This window comes from Kitasatospora sp. NPDC058162 (assembly GCF_042884005.1).
GTDB lineage: Bacteria > Actinomycetota > Actinomycetes > Streptomycetales > Streptomycetaceae > Kitasatospora.
This window is the reverse complement of the sequence record NZ_JBHVUS010000013.1, coordinates 154,450-174,687: the sequence shown is the minus strand read 5'-3', so window position 1 is coordinate 174,687 and position 20,238 is coordinate 154,450. Positions and strand designations below refer to the sequence as shown.

Annotated in this window: 20 protein-coding genes; 8 read left to right on the top strand and 12 right to left on the bottom strand. The window is 72.7% G+C overall.

Features of this window, described 5'->3' with window-relative positions:
- Positions 1–110: 110 nt before the first annotated feature.
- The 4 genes from ACFVXG_RS24270 to ACFVXG_RS24255 form a co-directional block, all read right to left on the bottom strand.
- The gene (locus ACFVXG_RS24270) at positions 111–977 is read right to left on the bottom strand and encodes a branched-chain amino acid ABC transporter permease (protein WP_387930485.1); all 867 of its coding nucleotides are present in this window, start codon (positions 975–977) and stop codon (positions 111–113) included.
- Positions 977–1,786 (bottom strand): ABC transporter ATP-binding protein, encoded by an 810-nt coding sequence (locus ACFVXG_RS24265; RefSeq protein ID WP_387930504.1) that lies wholly within the window; start codon positions 1,784–1,786, stop codon positions 977–979. Before ACFVXG_RS24265 ends, ACFVXG_RS24270 begins: the two co-directional genes overlap by 1 nt.
- A gap of 98 nt (positions 1,787–1,884) precedes the next feature.
- Positions 1,885–2,625: an ABC transporter ATP-binding protein gene (locus ACFVXG_RS24260; protein ID WP_387930484.1), complete on the bottom strand. Its 741-nt coding sequence runs from the start codon at positions 2,623–2,625 to the stop codon at positions 1,885–1,887.
- Between the two features lie 92 nt (positions 2,626–2,717).
- Positions 2,718–3,992, bottom strand: a complete 1,275-nt coding sequence (locus tag ACFVXG_RS24255) for a substrate-binding domain-containing protein (RefSeq protein ID WP_387930483.1) — start codon at positions 3,990–3,992, stop codon at positions 2,718–2,720.
- Between the two features lie 332 nt (positions 3,993–4,324).
- On the opposite strand from ACFVXG_RS24255, the gene ACFVXG_RS24250 reads away from it, so the two are divergent.
- From ACFVXG_RS24250 to ACFVXG_RS24235, 4 genes are all read left to right on the top strand, one after another.
- Positions 4,325–5,086, top strand: coding sequence for a CoA transferase subunit A (locus tag ACFVXG_RS24250; RefSeq protein ID WP_387930482.1), 762 nt, complete (start codon positions 4,325–4,327; stop codon positions 5,084–5,086).
- Positions 5,087–5,090: 4 nt separating this feature from the next.
- Complete coding sequence (locus ACFVXG_RS24245) at positions 5,091–5,783, top strand: 3-oxoacid CoA-transferase subunit B (protein ID WP_387930481.1); 693 nt, start codon at positions 5,091–5,093, stop codon at positions 5,781–5,783.
- Positions 5,784–6,316: 533 nt separating this feature from the next.
- The gene (locus ACFVXG_RS24240; RefSeq protein WP_387930480.1) at positions 6,317–8,578 is read left to right on the top strand and encodes a glycosyltransferase family 2 protein; all 2,262 of its coding nucleotides are present in this window, start codon (positions 6,317–6,319) and stop codon (positions 8,576–8,578) included.
- An 81-nt stretch (positions 8,579–8,659) separates the two neighbouring features.
- On the top strand, positions 8,660–10,591 hold the full coding sequence (locus ACFVXG_RS24235; protein WP_387930479.1) for a galactose oxidase-like domain-containing protein: 1,932 nt from the start codon (positions 8,660–8,662) through the stop codon (positions 10,589–10,591).
- 59 nt (positions 10,592–10,650) lie between these two features.
- Here ACFVXG_RS24235 and ACFVXG_RS24230 read toward each other — a convergent pair whose 3' ends face one another.
- The 4 genes from ACFVXG_RS24230 to ACFVXG_RS24215 all read right to left on the bottom strand — a co-directional run bounded on the left by ACFVXG_RS24230 (position 10,651) and on the right by ACFVXG_RS24215 (position 14,846).
- Positions 10,651–11,760, bottom strand: a complete 1,110-nt coding sequence (locus ACFVXG_RS24230; RefSeq protein ID WP_387930478.1) for a glycoside hydrolase family 6 protein — start codon at positions 11,758–11,760, stop codon at positions 10,651–10,653.
- 175 nt (positions 11,761–11,935) lie between these two features.
- Positions 11,936–12,664 carry a uracil-DNA glycosylase gene (locus ACFVXG_RS24225; RefSeq protein ID WP_387930477.1) on the bottom strand — a complete coding sequence of 243 codons (729 nt, stop codon included), beginning with the start codon at positions 12,662–12,664 and terminating at the stop codon, positions 11,936–11,938.
- Positions 12,665–12,742: 78 nt separating this feature from the next.
- Positions 12,743–13,984 carry a low temperature requirement protein A gene (locus ACFVXG_RS24220; RefSeq protein ID WP_387930476.1) on the bottom strand — a complete coding sequence of 414 codons (1,242 nt, stop codon included), beginning with the start codon at positions 13,982–13,984 and terminating at the stop codon, positions 12,743–12,745.
- A gap of 82 nt (positions 13,985–14,066) precedes the next feature.
- Positions 14,067–14,846, bottom strand: coding sequence for an HAD-IIA family hydrolase (locus ACFVXG_RS24215; protein ID WP_350504836.1), 780 nt, complete (start codon positions 14,844–14,846; stop codon positions 14,067–14,069).
- Between the two features lie 195 nt (positions 14,847–15,041).
- Here ACFVXG_RS24215 and ACFVXG_RS24210 point away from each other — a divergent pair, with 195 nt between their 5' ends.
- The gene (locus ACFVXG_RS24210) at positions 15,042–16,118 is read left to right on the top strand and encodes a Gfo/Idh/MocA family oxidoreductase (protein WP_387930475.1); all 1,077 of its coding nucleotides are present in this window, start codon (positions 15,042–15,044) and stop codon (positions 16,116–16,118) included.
- A 61-nt stretch (positions 16,119–16,179) separates the two neighbouring features.
- The gene (locus tag ACFVXG_RS24205; RefSeq protein ID WP_387930474.1) at positions 16,180–16,764 is read left to right on the top strand and encodes a hypothetical protein; all 585 of its coding nucleotides are present in this window, start codon (positions 16,180–16,182) and stop codon (positions 16,762–16,764) included.
- Here ACFVXG_RS24205 and ACFVXG_RS24200 read toward each other — a convergent pair.
- Both ACFVXG_RS24200 and ACFVXG_RS24195 read right to left on the bottom strand, forming a co-directional pair.
- Positions 16,751–17,173: a type II toxin-antitoxin system VapC family toxin gene (locus ACFVXG_RS24200; protein WP_387930473.1), complete on the bottom strand. Its 423-nt coding sequence runs from the start codon at positions 17,171–17,173 to the stop codon at positions 16,751–16,753. The genes ACFVXG_RS24205 and ACFVXG_RS24200 overlap by 14 nt on opposite strands.
- The gene (locus ACFVXG_RS24195) at positions 17,166–17,450 is read right to left on the bottom strand and encodes a type II toxin-antitoxin system Phd/YefM family antitoxin (protein WP_387930472.1); all 285 of its coding nucleotides are present in this window, start codon (positions 17,448–17,450) and stop codon (positions 17,166–17,168) included. Before ACFVXG_RS24195 ends, ACFVXG_RS24200 begins: the two co-directional genes overlap by 8 nt.
- 161 nt (positions 17,451–17,611) lie before the next feature.
- On the opposite strand from ACFVXG_RS24195, the gene ACFVXG_RS24190 reads away from it, so the two are divergent.
- The gene (locus ACFVXG_RS24190) at positions 17,612–17,905 is read left to right on the top strand and encodes a DUF6412 domain-containing protein (RefSeq protein ID WP_350504832.1); all 294 of its coding nucleotides are present in this window, start codon (positions 17,612–17,614) and stop codon (positions 17,903–17,905) included.
- Between the two features lie 116 nt (positions 17,906–18,021).
- Positions 18,022–18,726, top strand: a complete 705-nt coding sequence (locus tag ACFVXG_RS24185; protein WP_387930471.1) for a YidC/Oxa1 family membrane protein insertase — start codon at positions 18,022–18,024, stop codon at positions 18,724–18,726.
- Positions 18,727–18,767: 41 nt separating this feature from the next.
- On the opposite strand, the gene ACFVXG_RS24180 is transcribed toward ACFVXG_RS24185, so the two are convergent.
- Positions 18,768–19,457 (bottom strand): HAD family hydrolase, encoded by a 690-nt coding sequence (locus ACFVXG_RS24180; RefSeq protein WP_387930470.1) that lies wholly within the window; start codon positions 19,455–19,457, stop codon positions 18,768–18,770.
- 72 nt (positions 19,458–19,529) lie between these two features.
- A complete protein-coding gene (locus tag ACFVXG_RS24175) occupies positions 19,530–20,096 on the bottom strand; it encodes an NUDIX hydrolase (protein ID WP_387930469.1) in 567 nt (188 codons plus the stop codon).
- Positions 20,097–20,238: the final 142 nt, after the last annotated feature.

Sequence of the window (20,238 nt, the reverse complement as noted above, 5' to 3'; positions counted from 1 at the left end):
CTCTGCTGACATGGTGGTTGCGACAGGGCTGGTGTCAGTCCCCCCTGTCGAGGTGGCGGAGCTGCGGGCGACCGCGGGGCCACCGGCGCTCGTGATCGGAGTTTCGGCGCTCACGCGAGCCTCCCGGTGAGTCCACGGGGTCGGACCAGAAGCAGTACGGCGAGCAGGACGACGACCGAGAGGTCGCCGAGCCCGGCGCCCGTGTAGTAGTTGGCGAACTGCTGGACGAGGCCGACGCCCACCGAGGCGGCGGCGGCCCCGGTCACGGAGCCCATGCCGCCCATCACGACGACGACGAAGGCGAAGATGAGCAGGCCGGTCCCCTGGCCGGGATTGACCGAACCGAAGTAGAGGCCGCCGAGGGCGCCGCCCAGCGCGGCGGCCGCCCCGCCGATGGCGAAGACGAGGGTGAAGGCCCGCCGGACGTCGATGCCGAGCGCCGTGACCATCGCGCGGTCCTCGACGCCGGCCCGGACGATCAGCCCGTAGCGGGTGCGGGCGAGGAACAGCCGAAGAGCGAGCAACAACAGCACAGCGGCGGCCACGAGCACGAAGCGGTTGACCGGGACGGTCGCACCGAGCACGTGCCAGGTGCCGGCCAGGAGGGCCGGCTGCGGGAAGGGGCGGGCGTCCGCGCCCCAGATCCCCATGAGCAGGGCGGGTACGGCGAGTCCGACCCCGACGGTGGCGAGGATCTGGTCGCGCGGGCGGCTGTAGAGCGGCCGGATCAGGAACAGTTCGAGCAGGACGGCGGCGACCGTCCCGACCAGGGTGCCGAACGGCACCGCGAGCCAGAAGGAGAGGCCGGCCTGGGCACCGGCCCACCAGGTCGCATAGGCGCCGATGGAGAGCAGGGCGCCGTGCGCGAAGTTGAGCACATCCATCAGACCGAAGATCAACGAGAGGCCGGAGGCGACCAGGAAGTACAGCGCACCAAGACCGAGGCCAGTACAGGAAAGGAGAACGACGGTGTCCATCAGGGCTTCACCTCCGCGGTGACGACAGGGGTGGCCGGGGAGGCCGCGGGCCGGGGCCCGCTGGCGAGCGGGTGACGGGAGCCGACGCCGAGCAGGCGGCGGGCGGCCTCCTCGTCGGCCAACAGCTCGGCGGTGTCACCCCGGTGGGCGGTCCGGCCGTCAGCCAGGACGACGCAGGTGCCGGCCAGGCGGCGGACGAGTGCGAGGTTCTGCTCGACCAGGAGAACGGGCACGGCCTCGGCCGCCCGCGCCAGCACCTCGGCCACCTCGGCCACCTCGGCGACGATCTTCGGCGCCAGGCCCTTGGTGGGCTCGTCAGCGATGATCAGCCGGTTCCGGTTGAGCAGCGTCCGGCCGATCGCCACCATCTGCTGCTGGCCCCCGGAAAGCGTCCCGGCCAACTGTCCGGCCCGCTGCTCGAGTTCGGGGAAGAGCTCGTGGACGAGCGAGTAATTCGGCTCACCCGCCCCGACCCCGCCCCGGGCTCCGCGCTCGGCGAGACGGAGGTTCTCGGCGACCGTCAGGCCGGCGAAGATCCCCCGGTCCTCGGGTGCGTACCCGATGCCATGACGAACCACCGAATGAGTAGGGAGGGAGCTGAGTTCAGCACCGGAGAGTCGAATGCTCCCGGTACGCGGCACCAGGCCCATGACGGCCTTGACCGTGGTGGTCTTGCCGGCGCCGTTGCGCCCCAGCAGCGCGGTGACACCGGCGGGGGCCACATCGAGGTCGACGCCGTGCAGGATGTGCAACCCGTCGATGACCACACGCAGGTCGCGGACGGAGAGGAGGGGTTCGACAGCGGACAGGCCGGCAGCGGGCGGCGGAACGGAGGACTGAACGGAAGCCCGGCCGGAGGACGGGACGGAAGCGGAGCGCAGAGGCGCCGAGGGGCGCGGAGAGGAGGTCACAACGCCTCACCCAGGTAGGCCTGTTGAACGGTCGGGTCGGCCATCACGGCCTCGGGGGTGTCCAGGGCGAGCAGGGTGCCGTGGTGCATCACCGCCAGGCGGTCGGCCAGGCCGAGCAGGACGTCCATGTGGTGCTCGACCATGAGGACGGTGCGGCCGAGCTCACGGTGCACGGTACGGATCAGCTCGGTGAGGGCCGGGACTTCCTCCGCGCTGACACCGGCCATCGGCTCGTCCAGCAGGATCAGCCTCGGGTCGGAGACGAGCAGGACGGCGAGTTCGAGCTTGCGCTTCTCGCCGTGCGACAGCGCTCCGGCCAAGGTGTCGGCACGGTGGGTGAGTTCGGTGCGGTGCAGGATGTCGGCCACCTGCTCGGGGTAGCGGTCGGCGCGGCGCCAGAGGCGGTACGAAACCCGCGGCCCGGCTGCGGCCTGGGCGGCCAGCCGGACGTGGTCGGCGACCGTCATCCCCGGCCAGAGCGAGGAGGTCTGGAAGGTGCGGCCGAGACCGCGGCGCGCCCGGGCGTGCACGGCCTCGGTGCTGATGTCCGCGCCGTCGAGGTGGAGGCTGCCGCGGGTCGCCGGGTAGATGCCGGAGATCAGGTTGAAGAGGGAGGTCTTGCCGGCGCCGTTGGGCCCGATGAAGGCGATGAACTCGCCTTCGCCGACCGAGAAGGAGACGTCCTCGACGATCGGCACGCCGCGCACGGACCAGCCGAGGCCGTCCAGGCGCAGCACCGGCGAAAAAACGTCAGGAACGCAGTTCGAAGGAGCAGAGGAAACAGGAGCGGAGGAATCAGGGAAGGAAGCGGCAGGAACGGGCATCGGGATCAGCCCGCCATCGGGGTGACCGGGGGCGCCACCTCGTCCGCGGTCAGGGCCTTCTCCACCGAGGGCTTGGCGGCGGCGCCGGTGCCGGTCAGCCGGACCTGGAACATCGGCTGGAGCAGGGCGTGGTCCTCGGCCCGGACCGTGGTGCGGCCCTTCACCCCGTCGAAGCTCCAGCCCTCCAGCGCCTTGACCAGAGCCGAAGTGTCGTCGGCGGAACCGTGGCCGGCCTCGACGGCGTGCACGATCATCTGGGCTGCGGTGAAGCCGTCCGGGGTGAAGATGTCGGTCCTGCCGCCGGCGGCGGTGACAGCCTCGGTCATGGCCTTCTCCACCGGGGTCCCGGCGGCGCCGCCGAAGTAGTGGTTCAGGAAGGAGATCTTCTCGCCGGCCTGGCCGAACAGCGGGTAGGAGGCGGCCAGGTCCAGGCCGGTGACGACCTTGGTGTCGGTGAACACGTCCTGCTGGTTGAGCGCCGTCCACAGGGCCGCCGCGGTGTCGCCCGCCCAGGCGACGAACAGCAGGTCGGGCTTGGCGGTCTTGGCCTGGGTCGCGAAGGGGGTGAGGTCGGTGGCGCTCGGCGGGGCGAGCACCTGCTCCACCGTCGCCCCCTGGGTGCCGAGCACGGCCTTCACAGCGGCCACGTTGGCCTGGCCGAAGGCGTTGTCCTGGGCGAGCACGGTGACCTTCTTGCCCTTGGCGTCACCGATGAACGAGGCCGCCGTCCTGATGTCCTGGTAGGACTGGCGGCCGGAACGGAAGGTGTACTTGTTCAGCCCGGTGACCTTGTCCGCGGCAGCCGGGCCGCTGATGAAGAGCACCTTGTTCTGGGCGGCGATCGGGCCGAGCTGGAGGGCGACACCGGAGGCGGTGGAGCCGGCCAGGACCTTGTAGCCCTTGCCGATCAGGTCCTTGGCGGCGGACACCGCCTTCGCCGGATCGCCCGCGTCGTCCTGCTCCTCGAACTCGATCCGGTGCCCGTCGACCTCACCGGTGCCCTTGGTCGCGTAGCCCAGGCCGGCCTTGAAACCGTCCAGGTACTGCTTGCCGTAGGCCGCCAGCGGACCGGTCTTGGAGTACACCAGGCCGACCTTGACCGGTGCCTTCGCGCCACCGCCGCCCGCCGCGTCCGTTCCTGCGGTGCCCGCCTTGGCGCAGCCGGCGGCGAGCAGGACGCACGCCGCGAGGGCGGCGAGCCTCCGGGTCGGGCCACCGGTGCGAGCCCCGCCCGGGCGGGTGCCGGAGGCGGTCCTGGTGGGGACTGTGGTGCTGCGCATGGTGACCGACTCCTGGGGTGCGGCGGGGTGGATGCCGGAACCGTAGGTGTGCGGTGCGACCGGCGACATGTGACCGATCGACGTAGCGACGTGCCCTGCTGTGGCTCCGGTCGACATACCGCCGGCCCGGCGCCGCCGCCCGGGCGCGCGGATGTGGCCCGTCGCCACGGGTCCGCGATCGGCCATGGCGACGACCGCCATGGCTGCGGCGCCCCACGTCCGGGGACGGTGGGAACGGGGGGAGCGGCCCGGCCGCCGGGCGGCTCCGGGGTCGGCCCCGCCCTCGCTCCCCCCACACCACATCCCCTCCGACACCCCCATGAGGTGATCCCTTGGACAAGGTCCTGGACTCCCCCGCCGCCGCGGTCGGGGACATCCCCGACGGCGCGGTGCTGGCCGTCGGCGGTTTCGGCCTCTGCGGCATCCCGAGCACGCTGATCGGCGCCCTGGTGGAGGCCGGCACCACCGGGCTGCGCGTGGTGTCGAACAACTGCGGGGTGGACGACTGGGGGCTGGGCCTGCTGCTGCGGGCGGGCCGGATCGCCCGGATGACCTCCTCGTACGTCGGCGAGAACAAGGAGTTCGCCCGGCAGTACCTCACCGGGGAGTTGGAGGTGGAGCTGACGCCCCAGGGCACGCTGGCCGAGCGGCTGCGGGCCGGCGGTGCCGGCATCCCGGCGTTCTTCACCCCGGCCGGGGTCGGCACCCAGGTCGAGGAGGGCGGACTGCCCTGGCGCCACGCGGCGGACGGTTCGGTGGCGCTGGCCTCACCGCCCAAGGAGGTGCGGAAGTTCGGCGGCCGCCGGTACCTGCTGGAGGAGGCGATCACGGCGGACTTCGCGCTGGTCCGGGCGGAGGTCGCGGACCGGCACGGCAACTGCGCGTTCCACGCGGCCGCCCGGAACTTCAACCCGCTCTGCGCGGCGGCGGGCCGGATCACGCTGGTCGAGGCGGACCGGATCGTCGAACCGGGCGAGCTGCCCCCGGACGCGGTGCACCTGCCCGGGGTGTACGTCGACCGGGTGGTGGCCGCCGATCCCGCCGACCGCCGCATCGAGCGCCGGACCGCCCGCCCCGCCCGCCAGGAGGCCTGAACCCATGCCCGCCACCACCACGCCCGCACCCACCGCACCCACCGCCACGACGGCCACACCCCCGAACGACCCGCGCCACGCCCTGGCCGCCCGCGCCGCCCGGGAGTTGCGCGACGGGCAGTACGTGAAGCTGGGCATCGGGCTGCCCACCCTGATCCCCGACCACCTCCCGCCGGGCGTCCAGGTGGTGCTGCACTCGGAGAACGGGATCCTCGGTGTGGGTCCGTACCCCGTGGAGGGCGCCGAACACGCCGATCTGATCAACGCGGGCAAGGAGACGGTGACGGTCGCGCCCGGGGCCTCGTACTTCGACTCCGCCTCCTCCTTCGGCATGGTCCGGTCCGGCCGGATCGACGTGTCGGTGCTCGGCGCGATGCAGGTGTCAGCGGCCGGGGACCTCGCGAACTGGATGATCCCCGGCAGGATGGTCAAGGGGATGGGCGGCGCGATGGACCTGGTGCACGGTGCCCGCCGGGTGATCGTCGTGATGGAGCACACCGCGCGGGACGGCTCACCGAAGATCGTCCGGGAGCTCTCGCTCCCCGCCACCGGCAGGCGGGTGGTGGACCGGATCGTCACCGATCTGGCCGTCGTCGACGTGACCCCGGAGGGGCTGCGCCTGGTGGAGACGGCCCCGGGGGTGAGCCCGGCCGAGGTACAGGCGGCCACCGGCGCCGCCCTGTTGCCGCCGCTCTGACCCGCACCGAACTCTGGCCCCGCACCGAACTCTGGCCCCGCACCGAACTGCGACCCGCATCGAACTCTGACCTGCACCAACCCGGTTCGACACAGCCAGCCGCACCCGGCCGGATCGCCTGGGAACAACTCCCTCCGGCGTTCCGGCCGTTCGCTTACCCGCTGTGGCATCGTCCACTCACCGCCGTGCCGAATTCCGCTGCATTAGCACCATCGCAAGCCACCGTGGCCGGGAACCGTAGTATCTTCACGCCTGAGCAGTGATCGTCGCGTGGAACGGTTGCGATCAGCGTTACGCTCCACGAGAGTTGAGCAAGCCGCGGATCCCTTCGCGCCCGGTGGGGAAGCTGGATAGTGCGTCGGGATCCCGCATTGGAAGCCGCCGTGCCGGCCCATGACCGAACCGGTCGCACACACTCCACGTATCGGGTTCCCGATACGGGATTCCCGGTTTCGCGTTCTGCCCGGGCGGCTCCGGGGCGAGGCGAGCACCGCCAAGCACAGAACGTCGCAAAACTCCGGGGGGAGCACGTCATGACCGATCCGTCCTCGCGACGAATGGACGACGGAACGGCCCGTCAGGGCACGGACCTTGACCGCCGCCGAGGCCACAGCCGCAGCCGCGGCCGCGACCGCGACCGCGACCGAGGCGCCGCGCAGGTCGACGAGGTCGCACTGCGCGCCGAGCCGGTGCCCGAGGCCCCGTACGACTACGGCCATTTCAGCCGCCTGGCCGGTCCGGCCGTCGATCCGGACGAGGACCGGGAGCTCGGTGGCGGCGTCTACCGGCCGGAGCCCGCCGGCCCCCGGGGGTCCACGGGCACCGAGCCGGGCGCGAAGCCCGGCACCGAACCGGGCACGAAGCCGGGCACCGAGCCGGGCGCCCCCTACCGGGTCCAGTACCGGAGCCTGCTGCGGCACGATCCGCACCGGTTCCGCGCCGCCCTGCTGCTGGTGGCGGCCCCGCTGGTGGAGGCGATCCTGCTGGTCTGGCTGCTGCTGCCGGAGCACTGGCCGGAGCGCCCCGACGAGACCGACGTCCTGGTGCTGCTCGGGGACAAGGTGATGATCGGCATCATCGCGGTGGTCGAGGTGTTCCGGCTGGTCAACGTGGTCTCCAACACCCACGCGACCCTGGTGGCCCGGGATCCGATACCGGTGACGCCGGAGTCCGGCACCCGGGTCGCGTTCCTCACCACCTGCGTGCCGGGCAAGGAGCCGCCGGAGATGGTGCGGGCCACGCTGGTGGCGGCCCGCAGCGTCCGGCACGAAGGACCGTACGACGTCTGGCTGTTGGACGAGGGAAACGATCCTGCAATGCGGGCCCTCTGCACCGAACTGGGCGTCCGCCACTTCAGCCGCGCCGGCCGCCCGCACTGGAACCAGCCGAAGGGGCGGTTCCGTGCCCGGACCAAGCACGGCAACTACAACGCCTGGCTCCAGGCCCACGGCGACGACTACGACTTCTGGGTGTCCGTCGACACCGACCACGTACCGCTGCCCGACTTCTGCGAGCGCATGCTCGGCTACTTCCGCGATCCGGACGTGGCATTCGTGGTCGGACCCCAGGTGTACGGGAACTACCGCAGCTCGGGTTCGGCCGTCACCAAATTCTCCGAGAGCCAGCAGTACCTGTTCCACGCACTCATCCAGCGCGCCGGAAACCGTTACGGCGCACCGATGTTCGTCGGCACCAACAACGCCGTCCGAATCCGCGCGCTCCAGTCGATCGGCGGGTTGTACGACTCCATCACGGAGGACATGGCAACCGGTCTGGAGTTCCACCGGAACCGGAACCCGGAGACGGGGGAGAACTGGAAGTCCGTGTACACCCCGGACGTGCTCGCCGTCGGCGAAGGCCCGTCCTCCTGGACCGACTTCTTCTCCCAGCAGCTGCGCTGGAGCCGCGGCACCTACGAGACCCTGCTCACCCAGTACTGGCGGGTGCTCTGGCGGCTGTCACCCGGCCGGCTGCTCAACTACACGCTGATGGTGGGCTTCTACCCGATGGCGGCGCTCACCTGGCTGCTCGGCGGCGTGTCCAGCGTGCTCTACCTGGGCTTCGGCGCCTCCGGCGTGCACGTCTCCTCGGAGCTCTGGATGATGCTCTACAGCGACGCCGCCGCGCTCCAACTCCTGCTCTACACCTGGAACCGCAAGCACAACGTGAGCCCGCACGAGCCGGCCGGCTCCTCCGGGGTCGCGGGCATGGTGATGTCGGCGCTATGCGGCCCGGTGTACGCGGCCTCGCTGCTCCAGGCGCTGGTGCGCCGCCGCGGCGGCTTCGTGGTGACGCCCAAGGGCCGTGAGGCCAGCGCCGACCGGATCGGCACCTTCCGCTACCACCTGTTCTGGACCGTGGTGTTCGGCGGCGCCGTCGCGGCGTCCTTCCACACCGGCTACGACCACGTCGCGATGCGCACCTGGGCCTGCATCGCCCTGGGACTGACCGTGCTGCCGCTGCTGATCTCGGCCGGCGACGCCGTCCGCCGCCTCCGCACCCGGCCCACCGCCACCCTGACCGTGACCGGCGACCCGACCGGGACCCCCAAGGTCCTGCTGGAGAAGCGTCCTCCGCGCCACGCCCGCGGCCGCCCGGGAACGGGACCGGGAACGGGAACGGGACAGGCGACAACAGCGCCACCGGCAGTCACCCCGCCCCGGCCCGACGCGCTCGACAGCCCCACCCTCGCACTCCGCCTGGCCGCGCCCGACAACCCGACGGTCACGCTCCGCCTCGTCCCACCGGACGACCTGGCGCCCGACCACGCCGAGCGCAGCACGCCCACCCGCTAAGCAGCAGGCCCAGGCCCCGACTCAAGCCCCGGCCCCGGCCCACCGAACCAGTCCCGCCCGCCTCCCGAGGGGACCACCACCGTGAAGATCCACAAGACCGGCCGCACCAAGCGCTTCGCCCTCGGCAGCACCGTCGCGCTGACCGTCGCCGGGATGAACGCCCCGGCCGTCCTCGGCTTCGCCAGCGACCAGTACCACCAGTACGTGATCAACCGCCCCGAGTACAAGGCGCAGTACGGCCACTGGCAGACCCTGTCGCTGCCCGCCGAGTTCCGGGTCAACGCCGTCCACGCCACCCTGCTGCGCACCGGCAAGGTGCTCATCGTGGCCGGTTCCGGCAACGACGAGAAGCAGTTCAACGCGGGCACCTTCAAGAGCCTGCTCTGGGACCCGGCGAAGAACACCTACAAGCTGATACCCACCCCCGCCGACATGTTCTGCGGCGGCCACGCCTCCCTCCCGGACGGCCGGGTGCTGGTGGCCGGCGGCACCCAGCGGTACGAGAAGCTGGACGGCGCGGTGAAGAAGGCGGCCGGCGTGATGCGGGTGCGCAACGAGAGCCCGGACCGCGACCGCACCTTCCCCAAGGGCACCGTGTTCGTCGCCCCCAACGGCCGGGAGTACGCCAGCACCGTCCCGGTGACCGTCCCCGCCGCGACCAAGAGCGGCGCCGGGAAGCAGACCGTGGTCACCGCCGGCGAGCAGCACGTGTTCGTCGAGGCGGTCGGCGAGGGCCGGGACTACGTGAGCGACTCCCCCGCCCAGTACCGGATCAAGGGCCTGACCGGCGCCGACGCCCACAACCTGTACGGGCAGAGCGAGAAGCTGACCCTGGACAAGCAGGAGTACCAGGGCATCCGCTCCGCCTTCGAGTTCAACCCGGACACCGAGCTCTACGAGCAGGTCACCGACATGGCGCACGCCCGCTGGTACCCGACCCTGACCGGGCTGGGCGACGGCCGGGTGGTCACCGTCTCCGGCCTGGACGACACCGGGCAGATCCTCAACGGCAACGACAACGAGGTCTACGACCCGAAGTCCAAGACCTGGGCGAAGGGCCCCGACCGCTACTTCCCGACCTACCCGTCGATCTTCCTGACGGCCTCCGGCAAGCTCTTCTACTCCGGTTCCAACGCGGGCTACGGCCCCGCCGAGAAGGGCCGCGAGCCGGGTGTCTGGGACCTCTCGAACAACGGCTTCCAGCCCGTCCCCGGCCTGCGCGACCCGAACCTGACCGAGACCTCCGCGTCGGTGCTGCTGCCGCCCGCGCAGGCGCAGAAGGTCATGGTGCTGGGCGGCGGCGGGGTGGGCGAGTCCCCGCTGTCCACGGCCCGGACCGACATCGTCGACCTGTCCGCGCCCAAGCCCGCCTTCGTCCCGGGCCCTGACCTGCCGGCCGGCGGGACCCGCTACCTCAACAGCGTGGTCCTCCCGGACGACACCGTGTTCACCACCGGCGGCTCCAGCGGCTACCGCGGCCGGGGCGACAGCGACCTGCTCAAGGCCCAGGTGTACCACCCGGATTCCAACACCTTCAGCACCGCCGCCGAGCCCGCCGTCGGCCGCGACTACCACTCCGAGGCACTGCTGCTGCCGGACGGCCGGGTCGCCGTGCTGGGCTCCAACCCGCTGTTCGCCGACAAGGCCGAGACCCAGCCCGGCGGCTTCGAGCAGCGCATCGAGATCTACACCCCGCCGTACCTGTACCACGGCGACCGCCCCGAGGTGACGGCCGCGCCGACGGCGGCCAAGCTCGGCGGCACCGTCCGGGTCGGCACCGCCCGGCCGGACGCGGTGGCCACCGCCAAGCTGATCAGGCCGAGTTCGGTGACCCACGTGACCGACGTCGAGCAGCGCTCGGTCGCGCTGGACATCACCGGGCGCACCGCCGACGGGGTGTCGCTCACCCTCCCCGGCAACCCGAACCTGCTGCCGCCCGGCTGGTACATGCTGTTCCTGACGGACGCCGCCGGCACCCCGTCGGTCGCCCGCTGGGTCCAGGTCACCGGCTGACCGCCCAGCGCGGCGCAGCTCAACGCGCCGCAGGCCGACGCGGCCCAGCGAACCGCGCCTCAGCGTGCCGCCTGCGCCAGCCCGAGCGCGTACGGCAGCCAGAACTGGCCCGCCCGGGGTTCGCCGCGGCCGCACTCGCCGTCCGACTCCCCCGGGTTCTTGATCCACAGGTAGGCGTCGACCCCGGGCCGCCCGGTCTCGGTGGTCGGCGCCTCGCCGAGCGCCCGGCCGGGCGGGTTGCACCAGGAGTCGGCGCCCGCCGAGCCGTTGCCGCTGCGGCTGGTGTCGATGACGAAGTGCTTCCCGCTCAGGGCGGCGGAGAGCCGGTTGCCGTAGGCCGCGTTCCGGTCGGTCGGGTAGAAGTTGGCGACGTTCACGGCGAAGCCGTCCGCCGCCGCGATGCCGGACTTGCGCAGTGCCCCGGCCATCTCGTCCGGGTCCTGCGCCCAGCCCGGGTTGCCCGCGTCCAGGTAGACCCGGACGTTGGGACGCTTCTTCAACTCCTGGACGGCGAAGGCCAGCAGGCCGTAGCGCTCGGCGGCCAGGTCGCCCTTGATCCCGCAGGTGTCCAGGGTGTGGGCGACCGCGTCCGGCTCCAGCACCACCCAGGCCTTGCGGTCGCCGAGGGCCTCGGCGACGCCGGTGATCCAGGAGCGGTAGGCGGCGGCGTCGGGAGCACCGCCGGCCGAGTACTGGCCGCAGTCCCGGTGCGGGATGTCGTACGCGACGAAGACGGCCGTCCGGCCGGCCTCGGTGGCCCGTCGGCTCACCTGGTCGGCGATCTCCCGGGCGCCCTGTTCGCCGAGCCACTGGGAGGACGGCTGGGCGGCGATCCGCAGCAGGGTGCCGGCCTCGGCGGTACGGCCCTGGCCGCGCAGCACGGCGAGTTGCTGGGCCGCGTTGGTCCGGTCGGAGACGTAGAAGGCCTGCCCGGGAAGCTGGTCGAGACCCGCGGAGCCGACCGTCGGACTGACGGCAGGGGCTCCAGAGGTTCCAGGAGGCCCGGACGCTCCGGCGGCCTCGGGGCCGCCGGGGGATCCACCCAGCCCGCCGCTTCCCCCGCTGCTCCCCCCGCCGCCCTCGGCGCCGCACCCGGCGACCGCCAGCAGCGCCAGACCCGCGATCAGCCCGACCCACCGAATCGTTCCTGCCCGTCCCACCCCGCGCACGTACCGCCCCTCCGAGCCGACTCCCGCCCCCGTCGGACCGGTCCGGCGACCGGTCGGCACCAGCTAAGCACACCCGGCCCGGACCGACGGCCGCCACCGGTGAACGCCAAGTGGCCGTGGGCGGACGGGAATCCGAACCCCGTCCACCCACGGCCACCGACAGACCGAGTGCGCGTCAGCCCTGCTTGAGGTCCGGCACCCGCCAGTCGATCGACTCGCCGCCGAAGCCGTCCAGCGCCTCGTTGATCTGCGAGAACGGGCGGCTGCCGAAGAACAGCTTGGCGGACAGCGGCGACGGGTGCGCGCCCTGGACCACCACGTGCTTCTCGGTGTCGATCAGCGGCAGCTTCTTCTTGGCGTAGTTGCCCCACAGCACGAAGACCACCGGCTCCTCGCGCTCGCTCACCGCCTTGATCACCGCGTCGGTGAACTTCTCCCAGCCCTTCGCCTTGTGCGAGTTGGCCTCGTGGGCGCGGACCGTGAGCACCGCGTTGAGCAGCAGCACGCCCTGCTCGGCCCAGTGCATCAGGTAGCCGTTGTCGGGGGCGGGGATGCCGAGGTCGGCGTCCAGCTCCTTGAAGATGTTGCGCAGCGAGGGCGGCGTCTTCGTCCCGGGCAGCACCGAGAAGCTCATGCCGTGGGCCTGGCCGTTGTCGTGGTACGGGTCCTGGCCGAGGACGAGCACCCGGACCTTCTCGTACGGGGTGGCCTGGAGCGCGGCGAACTCCTGGCCGCTCGGCGGGAACACCTCGTGCTCCGCGCGCTGGGCCGCCACGAAGGCCGCCAGCTCCGCGAAGTACGGCTTCTCCGTCTCGGCACCGAGCACCGCGCGCCAGGACTCGGGCAGCTCCAGCCCGCCGCCCTCGCCGGCCTCGACCACGCCCGCCTCGACCGTGTCCGTCACGACATCTACCTCCCACACCGCGGCTGCTGCGCCGCCCGCCCTCTTACACCCCGAACGCTACACAGCCCCACCGACAACTCACTCCACGGGCGCCGACGCCGACCCGGGCGCGGACACCGAAGCCACCCCACCGACCCGAGCTGCCCGCCCCACCTTCACGTGCTCCACCCAGTTGAGCCCCACCAGCAGCACGGCCAGCACCACCAGCACCACCAGCGCCGGCAGCCGCACCATCGCGGGCAGCAGCCCCAACACCACCGCCGCCGCGGCGATCCGGGTGGTCGAGACCCGGCGGAACATCATCCACCGGGTGTACCCGAAGGTCAGCAGGTACAGCCCGCAGCCGCCGTACAGCAGCGCCACCGACCCGGCGCCGAGTGCCCGCCACGGGTCCGCGACCGTCTCCCCGAAGCCGACCGCCACCCCGATCACCCCGGCCGCCAGCGCCAGGTGCCCGTACTGGAAGACCCGCCGGACCACGTCCCGCCGGGAGTCCGCGACCTCCACCGCGTGCCGCATCGCGTCCGCCGCGAACACGAAGTACTGCCACCACAGCCCGGCCGAGATGGTGAACGCGGCCGCGACGGCGACCAGTTCGGGCGGGTCCAGCCGGGCCGTGGCGGCCGAGCCGCCGATTCCGACGACCGATTCGCCGAGCGCCACCAGCAGGAACAGCGCGAACCGCTCCGGCATGTGCGACGGGTGGTACGCCACGTTCGCGAGCCGTCGCCGGAACGCCAGCGGCGCGGACAGGTCGCAGAGCGCGGCCGCCGCCCACAGCGCCAGCCGCGGCCCGTCCGGCAGCAGCCCGCCGACCAGCAGCAGCGGTCCGCTGACCAGCACGCCCGCCCCGTACGGGCCGCGCCACACGCCCGGGACGCGCACCAGCAGGAGCAGCAGCACCACCCGGGCCAGCCAGTACGCGGCGCCGAGCAGCACGCCCCGCCCGCCGTACGCGCCGGGGACGGCGAGCGCCATGAACAGGCCGGCCAGTCCGACCAGCAGGATGCCCAGGCGGTCGCGCGGGTTGTCCACGTCGCGGATGTTGGCCTGCACGGTGGTGCCGACCCAGCACCAGTACACCGGCACGAACACCACCAGGGCCCGGACCAGACCGGTGAGGTCGTGCTGGTGGTGCAGCAGTCCGGAGACCTGGGTGATCGCGAAGACGAAGACCAGGTCGAAGTACAGCTCCGCCCAGGTGACCCGCTTCTCCGCCTCCTCGACGCCCTCCCCGGCCGCCTCCCCCACAACCTCCCCGACAACCTCCTCCACAGCCTCCTCCGCGACCTCCCCGGCCGCGTCCCCCGTCGTGCTCATCCGCCCGGTCCTCCCCACGCGTACGGAACGAGCCCCGCCCCGGCGCTCGGCCGGGACGGGGCTCGCGACTGCACCGCAGAGGTTAGACCAGCTCGACCAGGTCCGCGATGGACTTGACCACCCGGGTCGGCCGGTACGGGAAGCGCTCCACGTCGGTGGCGGAGGTCAGGCCGGTGAGCACCAGGATGGTCTCCATGCCGGCCTCCATGCCCGCGACGATGTCGGTGTCCATCCGGTCGCCGATCATCACGGCGGTCTCGGAGTGGGCACCGGCGGTGTTGAGCGCCTCGCGCATCATCAGCGGGTTGGGCTTGCCGACGAAGTACGGGTCGACGCCGGTGGCCTTGGTGATCAGGGCCGCGACCGAGCCGGTGGCCGGCAGCACGCCCTCGGTGGAGGGGCCGGTCTCGTCCGGGTTGGTGCAGATGAACCGGGCGCCCGCGTTGATCAGGCGGATCGCCTTGGTGAGCGCCTCGAAGGAGTAGGTCCTGGTCTCGCCGAGGACGACGTAGTCCGGGTTGTTGTCGGTCAGCACGTACCCGGCCTGGTACAGCGCGGTGGTGAGGCCGGCCTCGCCGATCACGTACGCGGTGCCGTTCGGGCGCTGGCTCTTGAGGAACTTGGCGGTGGCCAGCGCGGAGGTCCAGATGCACTCCTCCGGCACCTCCAGCCCCATCCCGGCCAGTCGGGCGCTGAGGTCGCGCGGGGTGTAGATGGAGTTGTTGGTGAGGACGAGGAAGGGCTTGCCGGACTCCCGCAGCCTGCGCAGGAACTCCTCCGCCCCGGGGATCGGCGTGCCCTCGTGGATGAGGACCCCGTCCATGTCGGTCAGCCAGGACTCGATGGGCTTGCGCTCTGCCACGTGCGTGTCTCCCGAAGTGTTGCAAGGTCGTGCGGTGGGGCCCTGACGCGGCACAGCCTAATCCGCACGGGTGGCCGGGGACAGAACGTCCCGTCCAACGGGATGCGGCGACGGACCGACGGAAGGCGATCCGTCGGAAAGCGGGAGTAAAGGGAAACCGGGGGCGGGCGGGGGCGGCGTGATTGAGTAGGGCGTATGAACCCGCTGACCGCCTCCCGTCCCCTTCGTGTCGGCCTGATCGGCTACGGCCTGGCCGGCTCCGCCTTCCACGCCCCGCTGATCGCCACCACTCCGGGGCTGCGGCTGGACGCCGTGGTCACCGCCAATCCGGAGCGCCGCGCGCAGCTGGGGCAGGAGCACCCGGACGCGCGTGCCGTCGACACTCCTGAGCAGTTGCTCGCCGACCCGGACGAGCTGGACCTGGTCGTCATCGCCTCGCCCAACCGCACCCACGCGCCGCTGGCCCGTGCCGCCCTGCGGGCGGGCGTGGCCACGGTGGTGGACAAGCCGCTGGCCGGTACCGCGGCGGAGGCGCTGGAGCTGTGCCGGCTGGCGGAGGAGCGTGGCGTCCTGCTGTCCGTGTTCCAGAACCGGCGCTGGGACGGCGACTTCCTCACCGCGAGCCGGCTGGTGCGCGGCGGCGCGCTCGGCCGGGTGCACCGCTTCGAGTCCCGGTTCGAGCGGTTCCGCCCGAAGCCCAAGCCGGGCTGGCGGGAGCTGGCCGACCCGGCCGAGGTCGGCGGCACCCTGTACGACCTGGGCAGTCACCTGGTCGACCAGGCGCTCACGCTGTTCGGGCCGGTCGAGACGGTGTACGCGGAGATCGACGTGCGGCGGGACGGCGCGGTGGTGGACGACGACGCCTTCGTCGCCCTGACCCACGCCTCCGGCACCCGCTCGCACCTGTGGACCAGCGCGATCACCCCGCTGATCGGCCCCCGGCTGCGGGTGCTCGGCGACACCGCCGGGTACGTCAAGCACGGCATGGACCCGCAGGAGGCCGAGCTGCGCGCGGGCCAGCGCCCGGACGGCGCCCGCCGCTGGGGCGCCGACCTGCCGGAGCACTACGGCACCCTGGGCAGCGATGGGTCCGCGATCACGCTGCCCACCGACCCGGGCGACTACCCCGCCTTCTACGCCGGCATCGCCGCCGCCCTGGCCGTCCCCGGCACCCCGCCCCCGGTCGACCCGCGCGACGCGGTGGCCACCCTCACCGTCCTGGAGGCCGCCCGCACCTCGGCGGCCACCGGCCGGACGATCCGGGTGGGCTGACGGAAGAGCGCCAAGGGCAGGCGCTTTACCTGTCCTTGACTCTTTCTCCTACGATGGCCGCGTGACGACACATCAGCGGCGCCCGCCCACTCTCGAGGAGCGCCAGGAGCGCGAGCGGGCGTGGTCCGCCGAGCAGAAGAAGCGCGAGAAGGCCTGGACCGCGCAGTTCGAGAAGCGGCAGCGGGAGCAGGTGGCCGAGGCGGTGGTCACCTCCACCGTCCAGGAACGGGAGGCCTGGGCGAAGGGCGAGCGCGCCGGGCAGATCGGCTACGTCGACGTCACCGGCCCGGACGACCGGCGGGTCCGGCTCGCGGTGGTGTGGCTCGGCCGGTACCGGGCGACGGCCAAGCCGCTGAACGTCTACGACCCGATGCGCCGCTTCGGCGCGGCGTTCGGTGAAGGGATCCTGGTGCTGATCCCCATCGCCGCGCTCGTCGGCCTGGACTTCGTGCTCCGCTCGACCGTCCTCCGGCTGCTCGGCCGCCCCCGCTGGGCCGTCGCGGCCGCGGTCGGGCCGCACGTCGGCACTGCCGGCAACAACCTGGTGCTGCGGCGCTGCCGGAGCCGGCGGGAGGCCCTGCGGTACGCGGCGGCCGTCGCGGACAACGTCGAGCGCGACGGAGCGGCCGCCCTCACACCCCGATGACCTCCACCGCCGAGCCCAGCCCCCGGAAGTCCGAGACGTTGCGCGTGTACAGCGGCAGTCCGTGGGCGGAGGCGACGGCGGCGATCATCAGGTCGATCCGGCGCGGGCGCGGCTGCCGGCCGGCGGCGATGGTCAGGGTGACGAGGGTCCCGTAGCGGGCGGCGGCGGCCGCGTCGAAGGGCAGCGGGTCGAAGTCGGCCATGGCCGCGCCGAGCACCTCCAGCCGGGCTGCCCGGCTGATCGGGTCGCGGGCCATCGAGACGCCCTGCTGGAGTTCGGCGAAGGTGATCGCGGTCAGCTCCGGTACGGCGGGCAGGTCGCCGGGGTTGAGCAGCGCGAGGTCGATGTAGACGCAGGTGTCCAGCACCCCGGCGGGCCGCCGCCGGGATGCCCTCCGGCGCTCAGCCACGCCGGCGCTCGAACGGGTCGTCGCCCTCGTCGCCGATGAGTTCCTCGGGGCCGAAGTACTCCTCGGCCTCCTTGCGCATCTGCTGGTAGTCCACCCGCGGCAGCTTCACGTGCCGCGCCACCAGCTCCTCCGCCGTGAGCCGCCGCCGCCCGGACACCGGCCGCAGCTCGGCGACCTCGACCCCGTTCCTGGTGATGTGGAAGGTCTCGCCGGCCTCCACCGCGTCCATCACCGCGGCGGAGTTGTTCCGGAACTCCCGCTGGGTAATCGTCTTCATGCCTTCCACGGTAGCCCCGTGTAGCACCGGTGGCTACGCCTTGGACAACAGCGGGATCGGACGGGGTGGTGGGACAGGGCGGTGGGACGGGAACTCGGCGGGCCGTACGATCGTCCTGCTGAACGTCCGAAGCCGGGAACACGTCGAGAGGGGGGCCTGCCATGAGTGTCGTCGCGATGCTGCTGGGCCTGCTCCGGGTGCTGACCGGACAGCTGGTGACCGACGGCGGCGCGCTCGCCTCCGTCGCCGCCGTGGCGGCCATGGTCCTGGTGGCCGGGGCGGTCGCGGGGGCCTTCGCCGGGACGCGGCTGCTGGGGGCACGGGCCCCGGCCGCGGTGCGCAGCGGGGTGCTGCGGCGCCGGGCGTTCCGTACGGCGTTCCTTCCGCAGCGTGATCCGGACGCCCGGGGCAGGCGACGCCCCAGGGCTCCGGGAGCGGCCCCGGCGGCCGCGTAGTCCCGCAGTTCCCCCGTACGGTGCCCGCGTTTCCGCGGCCGCCCGTACGTCACGTCCTTCGCGGCCGTCCTCCGCCGACCACTCATGTCCTGAGACCCCGGAGGGCTCGCTCCACCATGTCCGTTCTGTCTGTTCTCGACCCGGCCGTCACCGTCGCCCACACCGTGGTCGCCACGCTCGCGCACGTCCTGCCGACCGCGCTGGCGATCGTCCTGTTCGTACTCGCCGTGCGGCTGTGCTTGCACCCGCTGGCGCGGGCGGCGGCGCGCGGGGAGAAGGCCCGTTCGAAGCTTGCGCCGAAGGTCGCCGAGCTGAACAAGAAGCACAAGAACAACCCGGAGAAGGCGCGCGAGGCGCTCGCGGAGCTGTACCGGAAGGAGCAGGTGTCGCCGTTCGCGGGCTGCCTGCCGATGCTGGTCCAGGTCCCGTTCTTCTCGGTGATGTACCGGCTGTTCACCACCCCGAACGACCTGCTGGACCACACCCTGTTCGGGGTGCCGCTGGGCCTGCACGTCGGGAACGCGCACGGCGCCGGGCAGTTCGCGGTGTTCGGCCTGCTGTACGCCGGGCTGGCGGCGGTCGGGTACGTCAACTACCGCCGGGCCCGGCGGGCGACGGCGACTGCGGCGGCGACGCAGGCCGCCCCGCAGCCGGGGGCGGCGCTGCTGCCGTACCTGTCCTTCGCCTCGGTGCTGTTCGCGGCGCTGGTGCCGGTGGCCGCCGCGCTCTACCTGCTGACCACCAGTGTGTGGTCGGCCTCGGAGCGGGCCTGGCTGTACCGGGGCACCGGCCAGGTGCCGGCGACGGCGCTCGCGGTCTGACCGGGAGGACGCCCGAGGACGCCCGGCACCCCGCCCGGGGCTCAGAAGTGGCGCAGCAGCTCCGGGAAGGCCGCGAGCTGCAGCGTCGCCTCGTCCGGGCCGAGCTCCTCGTGCTCCAGCACCCAGGTGTGCTCGTGCGGGATGAACACGGTGCGCAGGCCGGCCCGGTGGGCGGGGGCGATGTCGGACTTCGGCGAGTTGCCGATCATCCAGGTGCGGTCCGGGTCGAGGCCGAGCTCCGCGGTGAGCTGCCGGTAGGTGTCGACGGACTTCTCGGCCACGATGTGGATGCCGCGGAAGTGGTGGTCGATCGTGGAGGCCTTCACCTTCGCCTGCTGCTCCTCCTGGTCGCCCTTGGTGAGCAGGAGGAGCCGGTGGCGGCCGGCCAGGGCGGTGAGGGTGTCGGCGACGCCGGCGATCAGTTCGACCTCGCCGCGCCGGGTGAGCGGGGCGAGCAGTTCGTCGATCCGGGCGAGCTCGGCCGCGGTGGGGGTGCGGTCGTCGTTCAGCTGCCGCAGGCAGTCGGCGAGGCTCTGCCGGAAGACGGTGGCGCCGTAGCCGAGGGCGGCGGCGTTGGCGGCCTCGATCCGGTCGAGCAGGGCCCGGGCGCCGTCGCGCTCGCCCGGGGCGGCGACCCAGTCCAGGAAGCCGTCGATGACCCGCTCGAAGAGGACGTTGTTCTCCCAGAGGGTGTCGTCGGCGTCGAAGATGAGGATCTGGTCGGTGTGCATCAGTGGTCCTTGGGTGAGGGGGCGCGGTTCACGCCGGGCAGGCGGTTCAGCCGAGCAGGCGGGCGGCGCGGTTCAGCCGAGCAGGCGGGCGGCGCGGTCGAGGGTCTCGCGGAAGTTCTCCTCGGTGGTCCGCTGCCGGGCCTCGTCGATGCTCAGCCACTCCAGCGGGGAGGCGGGGTTCTCCGGCCTGGCGTCGTCGGGGGTGCCGGTGGCGAGCAGGAAGCGCAGGTCGGCGTGCTCGTGGGCGGGTTCGACGGGCGAGGCCGGGACGGGGACCACGGCGAGGTGGACGAGGGCGGCGTCGGGCCAGGGGGTGAGGTCGGTCAGGCCGGTCTCCTCCAGGCCTTCGCGCAGGGCGATGTCCAGCAGGAGGGTCTCCCCCGGGTCGCCGTGGCCGCCGACCTGCAGCCAGGCTTGCTGGCGGACGTGCCAGCGCAGCAGCACCCGGCGGGTGGGCGGGTGGACGATCAGCGCGGAGGCGGTGAAGTGCAGCGGGGTGCCGCGGTCCCAGGCGTCGGGGGCGTCGACCAGGGCGGTGGCCCGGGCGTGGTCGGCGGTCTCGACCGGTCCCTGCGGCCGGTGGCCGGCCAGGAGTCGGGCCAGGTCGGGGCTCTGCGGGGCGGTGTCCGTGGTCACCATGCTGCTGGACTCTCCTCGTTCCGCCCCGGGGCGCGTCCGCTCCGCCGCCCGTCGGACCGTCTCGCACGAGACCGCGCACGCCGGCGGCGCGGCACGGAACGGCGTCAACGGGCTTGCGGGGACGGGCGATCGGGCCCGGGGG

Bases quoted from the DNA above. Each gene is read 5' to 3' on its own strand.
- ACFVXG_RS24175 (WP_387930469.1), bottom strand. From the start codon at position 20,096: ATGGTGACCACGGACACCGCCCCGCAGAGCCCCGACCTGGCCCGACTC.
- ACFVXG_RS24240 (WP_387930480.1), top strand. From the start codon at position 6,317: ATGACCGATCCGTCCTCGCGACGAATGGACGACGGAACGGCCCGTCAG.
- ACFVXG_RS24180 (WP_387930470.1), bottom strand. From the start codon at position 19,457: ATGCACACCGACCAGATCCTCATCTTCGACGCCGACGACACCCTCTGG.
- ACFVXG_RS24220 (WP_387930476.1), bottom strand. From the start codon at position 13,984: ATGAGCACGACGGGGGACGCGGCCGGGGAGGTCGCGGAGGAGGCTGTG.
- ACFVXG_RS24210 (WP_387930475.1), top strand. From the start codon at position 15,042: ATGAACCCGCTGACCGCCTCCCGTCCCCTTCGTGTCGGCCTGATCGGC.
- ACFVXG_RS24185 (WP_387930471.1), top strand. From the start codon at position 18,022: ATGTCCGTTCTGTCTGTTCTCGACCCGGCCGTCACCGTCGCCCACACC.
- ACFVXG_RS24255 (WP_387930483.1), bottom strand. From the start codon at position 3,992: ATGCGCAGCACCACAGTCCCCACCAGGACCGCCTCCGGCACCCGCCCG.
- ACFVXG_RS24270 (WP_387930485.1), bottom strand. From the start codon at position 977: ATGGACACCGTCGTTCTCCTTTCCTGTACTGGCCTCGGTCTTGGTGCG.
- ACFVXG_RS24195 (WP_387930472.1), bottom strand. From the start codon at position 17,450: ATGAAGACGATTACCCAGCGGGAGTTCCGGAACAACTCCGCCGCGGTG.
- ACFVXG_RS24190 (WP_350504832.1), top strand. From the start codon at position 17,612: ATGAGTGTCGTCGCGATGCTGCTGGGCCTGCTCCGGGTGCTGACCGGA.
- ACFVXG_RS24245 (WP_387930481.1), top strand. From the start codon at position 5,091: ATGCCCGCCACCACCACGCCCGCACCCACCGCACCCACCGCCACGACG.